Below are 6715 nucleotides of genomic sequence, written 5' to 3' on the forward strand. Positions count from 1 at the left end.
CAGGACGGCCGCGCCGGACTTCCCTTGGCCGCCGGAGCCGCTCCCGGAGCCGCTTCCGGTGGCGTGCGCGGGTCCGGCGACGACGGTCGCGGTCGCGGCGGCCGTCACCGCGAGCGCGGCGAGACGGCGTGCGGGCATGCCGAAGGAAGGGCTGGTGGTGCTGTACACGTGTGTGGAACCCCCACAAGAGGCGTGGTGCCGTCGGCGCGGTCCATGGGGGACACCGCCGCGCCGACGGCGGGACCCCGCCATATTTGACCTCTTGAGAGTGAACGGGCAGTCACCTGGGGCCAGTTCACCCCAACGAGTAGGTTTCGCAACGGTATTCGATTCGCCCGGCGCGTGAGTCGATTCCCGTCACACGCGTCGCCCGCCGCGTGGCCGGCCCGGCGGCCCCGCCCGCTGCCGCGCTCCTGGGCGGGGACATCCGGTCACGGCGGTCGCGTGATCGTCGCCCACCGGGAAGACGGTGACGTGGTCGTCGTCGAAGGCCGCGCCGGGCGCGGGCACCGCGGTCAGGTTCATACGACCAGCTTCGCCGCGGCGGGGCGCGCGGCGCGTCGGCCCAGGCGGCAGACCCTCTCCGCCGCAGGACTGATCCTTTTCTCGTCCCCGGGGCAGAACGCGCCGCGCCCTTCTCGGCCTTGAGGAGGACGGACGCCCCTGACCTCGTGGACGGGAGGACCGTCCGCGCGGATAGTGGAGCCGCATGGAGAGCCTCGCACCTGATCACTTCAGCCCCGGGACCACGTATCTCGACACCGCCGCCTCGGGCCTGATCCCCACGGGCGCCGCCGCGGCCATGGCCGCTTCCGTCGCCGCCGCGTCCGAGGGGCGGCCGCAGGAGGAGGTGTTCTCGGCGGCGGTGGAGGCGGCGCGCGCGGCCTGCGGGCGGCTGCTCGGCGTGCCCGCCGGGCGGGTGGCCGCCGGGAGTTCGGTGGCGGTGTACTGCGGGCTGATCGCCCAGTCCCTGCCCGCAGGGTCCGAAGTCCTGGTCGCGGAGGGCGACTTCAGCTCGCTCGTCAACCCTTTCCACGTGCGCCCCGGCCTCCGGGTGCGCACCGTGCCGCTGGAGCGGATCGCCGAAGAGGTGCGGCCCGGCACGGCCCTGGTCGCGGTCAGTGCCGTGCAGTCGGCGGAGGGCCGGATCGCGGATCTCGACGCGATCGGCGCCGCCGCCCGCGCCCACGGCGCCCGTACGCTGATCGACGTCAGCCAGGCCGCGGGCTGGCTGCCCGTGGACGCGGCCGCCCACGACTACACGGCCTGCGTCGGCTACAAGTGGCTGATGTGCCCCCGCGGCACCGCCTTCCTCACCGTGCCGGAGGACCTCGGCGGCCTCGTCCCCGTGTTCGCGGGCTGGGTCTCGGGCGAGGATCCGCGGGAGAGCTGCTACGGGCGGGTCGAGCCGATGGCCGCGTCCGCGCGCCGCTTCGACGAGAACGTGCCCGTCTTCTCGTACGTCGCCGCCCGCGAGAGCCTGCGCCTGGTGGAGTCGCTCGGTGTGGAGCGCGTCGGGGCGTACGACGTGGCGCTCGCCGACCGCTTCCGCGTGGGGGTCGCCCGGCTCGGCCACGCGCCGGTGGAGGCGGCCGGTTCCGCGATCGTGGCGGTCCCGGGCCTCGGGGGCGCGGCGGAGCGGCTCGCGACGCAGGGGGTGCATGTGAGCGCCCGCGCGGGCCGTCTCCGCGCGGCGTTCCACCTCTACAACACGGCCGCCGACGTGGACCGGCTGCTGGAGGCGCTGTGACGCGAGCGCCGGCCGGGCCGGCGGATGCGGCCCGGCCGGCGCTCGCTCCCGCCGTCACACCACCGGCGTGAAATCTCTCGCGCCGATGAACTCCGGCCTGCGCACCGGTGCGGAGAACGGTTCCACCGCCGCGTTCTCCACGCTGTTGAAGACGATGAAGACGTTGCTGCGGGGGAAGGGCGTGATGTTGTCGCCGGAACCGTGCATGCAGTTGCAGTCGAACCACGTCGCCGACCCGGCCGGTCCGGTGAACAGCTTGATGCCGTGCTGCTCGGCGAAGCCGGTCAGGGCCTTGTCGGAGGGCGTGCCCGCGTCCTGCATGCGCAGCGACTGCTTGTAGTTGTCGCGCGGCGTCTCGCCGGCGCAGCCGAGGAACGTCCGGTGCGAGCCGGGCATGATCATCAGCCCGCCGTTGGTGTCGTGGTTCTCGGTGAGGGCGATGGAGACCGAGACGGTCCGCATGCGCGGCAGCCCGTCCTCGGCGTGCCAGGTCTCGAAGTCGGAGTGCCAGTAGAACCCGGAGGCGCCGAAGCCGGGTTTGACGTTGATCCGGGACTGGTGGACGTAGACGTCCGAGCCGAGGATCTGCCGGGCCCGGCCGACCACGCGGGGGTCGCGCACGAGCGCGGCGAAGACCTCGCTGATGCGGTGGACCTCGAAGACCGAGCGCACGTCCTGCGACTTCGGCTCGATGACCGCGCGCTCGTCGGCCCGCACGGCGGGGTCGGCGATCAGCCGGTCGAGCTCGGCGCGGTAGCGGGCCACCTCGTACGGACCGAGGAGCTGATCGACCGTCAGGAAGCCGTCGCGGTCGTAGCCCTCCAGCTCCGCCGTGCCGATCGGCCCGGGGGTGCCGGGGCCGGACCAGACGACGGGGTCCTGGCGGGGGACGGGCTCCTCATGGGCGCCGCGGGTGGGGTAGAGGTCTTCGGCCGTGGCCGTCATGTCAGCCCTCCTCCGTGAGCAGCGGGTAGACGCCGTTCTCGTCGTGGTCCTCCCGGCCGGTGACCGGCGGGTTGAAGACGCAGACGCAGCGGAAGTCGGTCTTCGGCCGCATGGTGTGCTTCTCGTGGCCGTCCAGGAGGTACATCGTGCCGGGCGTGATCCAGTGCTTCTCGCCGGTCTCGTCGTCGGTGAGTTCGGCCTCGCCCTCCACGCAGAGGACGGCCTCGATGTGGTTGGCGTACCACATGGAGGTCTCGGTGCCGGCGTAGAGCGTGGTCTCGTGCAGGGAGAAGCCGACGCGCTCCTTGGCGAGGACGATGCGCTTGCTCTCCCAGGTGCCCGACTTGGCCTTGACGTGCCGGTCGGTGCCCTCGATGTCCTTGAACGAGCGGACGATCACGGTGGTGCCTCTTTCTTCGGGGGTTTCTCTGGTGCTTTTCTTCGGTGTTTCTCTCGGCCGGGCTGCCGCTCAGGCGGTCTCGCGGACCGCGCGGGCGAGGATGCGCAGGCCCTCGTCGAGGTCCTCGGGAGAGATGGTCAGGGCCGGGAGCAGCTTGACGACCTCGCTCTCGGGGCCGGAGGTCTCGATGAGCAGGCCGAGTTCGAAGGCGCGCGCGGCGACGGCGGACGCCCGCGCCCGGTCGGTGAACTCCAGGCCCCAGACCAGGCCCCGGCCGCGGAAGCTCCCGCCCAGGGCGGGGTGCTCGGCGCATATCGCGCGGAGCGCCTGCTCGACCTGCTCGCCGCGGGCGTGGGTCTGCTTCTCCATCTGGCCGTCGGTCCAGTAGGTGTTCAGGGCGGCGGCCGCGGTGACGAAGGAGGGGTTGTTGCCGCGGAAGGTGCCGTTGTGCTCGCCGGGCTCCCAGAGGTCGAGCTCGGGCTTGAAGAGGGTGAGCGCCATCGGCATGCCGTAGCCGCCGATGGACTTGGAGAGGGTGACGATGTCCGGCGTGATGCCCGCCTCCTCGAAGGAGAAGAAGCCGCCGGTGCGGCCGCAGCCCATCTGGATGTCGTCGACGATCAGCAGCATGTCGCGCCGCTCGCACAGCGCGGCGAGCGCGCGCAGCCATTCGGGGCGCGCGACGTTGATGCCGCCCTCCCCCTGCACCGTCTCGACGATCACGGCGGCGGGGGTGTTGAGACCCGAGCCCTGGTCCTCCAGGAGCCGCTCGAACCACAGGAAGTCCGGGACCTGCCCGTCGAAGTAGTTGTCGAAGGGCATGGGCGTGCCGTGCACCAGCGGGATGCCGGCCCCGGCGCGCTTGAAGGCGTTGCCGGTGACGGCGAGCGAGCCCAGCGACATGCCGTGGAAGGCGTTGGTGAAGGAGACGACCGACTCGCGCCCCTTGGCCTTGCGGGCCAGCTTGAGCGCGGCCTCCACGGCGTTGGTGCCCGTCGGGCCGGGGAACATCACCTTGTACGGCAGGTCGCGCGGCCGCAGCACGACGTCCTGGAAGGTCTCCAGGAAAGCACGCTTGGCGGCCGTCGCCATGTCCAGGCCGTGGGTGACGCCGTCGCGTTCGAGGTAATCGAGCAGGGCGCGTTTGAGCACGGGGTTGTTGTGGCCGTAGTTGAGCGCCCCGGCGCCGGCGAAGAAGTCGAGGTAGGTGTGGCCGTCCTCGTCGTACATCCGGCTGCCGTGGGCGCGGTCGAAGACGGCGGGCCAGCTGCGGCAGTAGCTGCGCACCTCCGACTCCAGGCTCTCGAAGACGCTCAGTGCGGGCGGGGTGATGGTCACAGCACACTCCAGGAAGGACGGGGGTGGTGGCTCGGGGGGGGTGGCTCGGGGAGGTCAGGCCGCGAGGGGGCCGATGCGGTGCAGGACCTCGGGGGCGTGCCCGCCGTCGGGGAACAGGCCGCCGTCGAAGAGCACCTCGCGCTCCAGGGGCGCTCCGTGGCGCTCGGCGAAGGAGGCGAACAGCCGGTTGGACGCGGTGTTGTCGGGCGTGACGGTGGTCTCGACACCGCGCACGCCCAGCTCCCGGGCGACCCGGGCGACGAGGCCGTCCAGCAGCGCGGCGGCCAGGCCCCGGCCGCGGTGCGCGTGGTCGACGGCGACCTGCCAGACCACGAGCGTGTGGGGCCGGTCGGGGCGGATGTAGCCGGTGACGAAGCCGGCCGGCTCCCCGTCGGCGCCGCGGGCCACGGCGGAGGTGGCGGCGAAGTCGCGGCACCACAGCAGATAGCTGTACGAGGAGTTGAGGTCCAGCGCCTTCGAGTCACGGGCGATCCGCCAGATCGCGGCCCCGTCCTCGACGCGCGGGCTGTCGAGCGTGAGCCCCTCCGGCATTTCCGGGAATTCTCTGCGGGCACGTACAAGGTCTGCTTGTGCGGCGGTCATGCGGAGTGAATTTACCGAGGTGAATCGAAAAATGCATGGGGGTGTGGTCTTTACCGGGGCGGCGCCGCCGTGTTATCGCGCGAGTGGGCGGACGCGCGAGCCACCCCGAAACAGCGCTGATTTGTCGGCTATTACCGGACACTCCGGGCGGATTTGTGGGGTCGGTCACAGGAAAGATCCACCCGCTCGGGCGTCAATAAAATTCGCGCGTTTAGGGTCAGGGCACGGGGGCAGGCGAAGGCAGGGAATTTGCATTCACGTATATGTGAGGGAAATCGGGACCGAAGACCGAACCGAATCGAATACAGCCCGCGGGCCGATGCCCCGGGGTGCCACTCCGGCGACCCCCGCCGCGCCGAACACGCCCCCGAATACAGTGATCCCATGAGCGACAGCGAAGTGCTGCACATCAAGGGACGCGTGCTCACCAGCCCCGACCCCGACCGCGGAACCCGCGACGAACTGTGGGCCGTGGACGGCCGGATCACCTTCGACCGCCCGGCGGGCGCACGCGAAGTCACCACCCTCGAAGGCTGGGTGCTCCCCGGCCTCGTCGACGCCCACTGCCATGTGGGGCTCGACGCCCACGGCCCGGTCGACGAATCGACCAGCGAGAAGCAGGCGTTGACGGACCGCGACGCCGGCGCGCTGCTGCTGCGGGACGCGGGCTCCCCCTCCGACACCCGGTGGATCGACGACCGCGAGGACCTGCCGCGGATCATCCGTGCGGGCCGCCACATCGCCCGCACCCGCCGCTACATCCGCAACTACGCGCACGAGATCGAGCCCGAGGACCTCGTGGCCTACGTGGCGCGCGAGGCGCGGCGCGGTGACGGCTGGGTCAAGCTCGTCGGCGACTGGATCGACCGCGAGACGGGCGACCTGTCGCTGTGCTGGCCGCGCGGCGCGGTGGAGGCCGCCATCGCCGAGGCGCACCGGCTGGGGGCGCGGGTCACGGCGCACTGCTTCGCCGAGGAGTCCCTCGCGCCGCTGGTGGAGGCGGGCATCGACTGCGTCGAGCACGCCACGGGGCTGACCGAGGAGACGATCCCACTCTTCGCCGAGCGGGGCGTGGCGATCGTGCCGACGCTGGTCAACATCGCGACGTTCCCGGCCCTCGCGCGGGGCGGCGAGGGGAAGTTCCCGCGCTGGGCGGACCACATGCGCCGCCTGCACGCGCGGCGCTACGAGACGGTGGGCGCGGCGTACGACGCGGGCATCCCCGTCTACGTCGGTACGGACGCGGGCGGATCCCTCGCGCACGGCCTGGTGGCCCAGGAGGTCGCCGAACTGGTCAAGGCGGGTATCCCCGCGACGGCCGCGCTCGCGGCGGCGTCCTGGGGCGCACGCTCCTGGCTCGGCCGCCCCGGCCTGGAGGAGGGCGCCCCCGCGGACCTGGTGATCTACGACAGCGACCCCCGCGAGGACGTCAGGGTGCTGGGCGCTCCGCGCCGGGTGGTACTCAGGGGGAGGGTGGTGCGGTAGCCGTCCGGGCGCTTTCCGCTGGGTGCGGTTTCCGTTGCCGGGTGCGGGTGAATTGCCGCCTGCGGCGGGAGCGACCTGCGGCCGCGTCCTCAATCGCCGGCGAGGCGGATGTCGGCTTGCCCGGTATGTCCGACTCCAGATCCGGGTCCTGAATGGTCATGTCCACCACTGTATGCCCGGGCGCTCCACAGGAC

General features: G+C 72.0%; 7 protein-coding genes. 2 read left to right on the forward strand and 5 right to left on the reverse strand.

Translation table 11 applies throughout. From position 1 onward, the window contains the following. Positions 1-357: 357 nt before the first annotated feature. On the reverse strand, positions 358-525 hold the full coding sequence (locus AB0435_RS33665) for a hypothetical protein (protein ID WP_366006541.1): 168 nt from the start codon (positions 523-525) through the stop codon (positions 358-360). Positions 526-709: 184 nt separating this feature from the next. Here AB0435_RS33665 and AB0435_RS33670 point away from each other — a divergent pair, with 184 nt between their 5' ends. Next, on the forward strand, positions 710-1750 hold the full coding sequence (locus AB0435_RS33670) for an aminotransferase class V-fold PLP-dependent enzyme (protein WP_366428691.1): 1041 nt from the start codon (positions 710-712) through the stop codon (positions 1748-1750). 54 nt (positions 1751-1804) lie between these two features. On the opposite strand, the gene thpD is transcribed toward AB0435_RS33670, so the two are convergent. The 4 genes from thpD to ectA all read right to left on the reverse strand — a co-directional run bounded on the left by thpD (position 1805) and on the right by ectA (position 5036). Further along, positions 1805-2695 carry an ectoine hydroxylase gene (thpD, locus tag AB0435_RS33675; protein WP_366428692.1) on the reverse strand — a complete coding sequence of 297 codons (891 nt, stop codon included), beginning with the start codon at positions 2693-2695 and terminating at the stop codon, positions 1805-1807. Position 2696: 1 nt separating this feature from the next. Beyond that, on the reverse strand, positions 2697-3095 hold the full coding sequence (locus AB0435_RS33680) for an ectoine synthase (RefSeq protein ID WP_366006543.1): 399 nt from the start codon (positions 3093-3095) through the stop codon (positions 2697-2699). Between the two features lie 69 nt (positions 3096-3164). Then, a complete protein-coding gene (ectB, locus tag AB0435_RS33685) occupies positions 3165-4433 on the reverse strand; it encodes a diaminobutyrate--2-oxoglutarate transaminase (protein WP_366006544.1) in 1269 nt (422 codons plus the stop codon). A 54-nt stretch (positions 4434-4487) separates the two neighbouring features. After that, entirely contained in the window at positions 4488-5036 is a 549-nt protein-coding gene (gene ectA, locus AB0435_RS33690; protein ID WP_366428693.1) for a diaminobutyrate acetyltransferase, read from the reverse strand. Between the two features lie 384 nt (positions 5037-5420). Between ectA and AB0435_RS33695 the strand changes: the two genes are divergently transcribed. Further along, positions 5421-6521 (forward strand): amidohydrolase family protein, encoded by a 1101-nt coding sequence (locus AB0435_RS33695; protein WP_366428694.1) that lies wholly within the window; start codon positions 5421-5423, stop codon positions 6519-6521. The last annotated feature ends 194 nt before the right edge of the window (positions 6522-6715 follow it).

Source organism: Streptomyces sp. NPDC051173, from assembly GCF_040689515.1.
GTDB lineage: Bacteria > Actinomycetota > Actinomycetes > Streptomycetales > Streptomycetaceae > Streptomyces.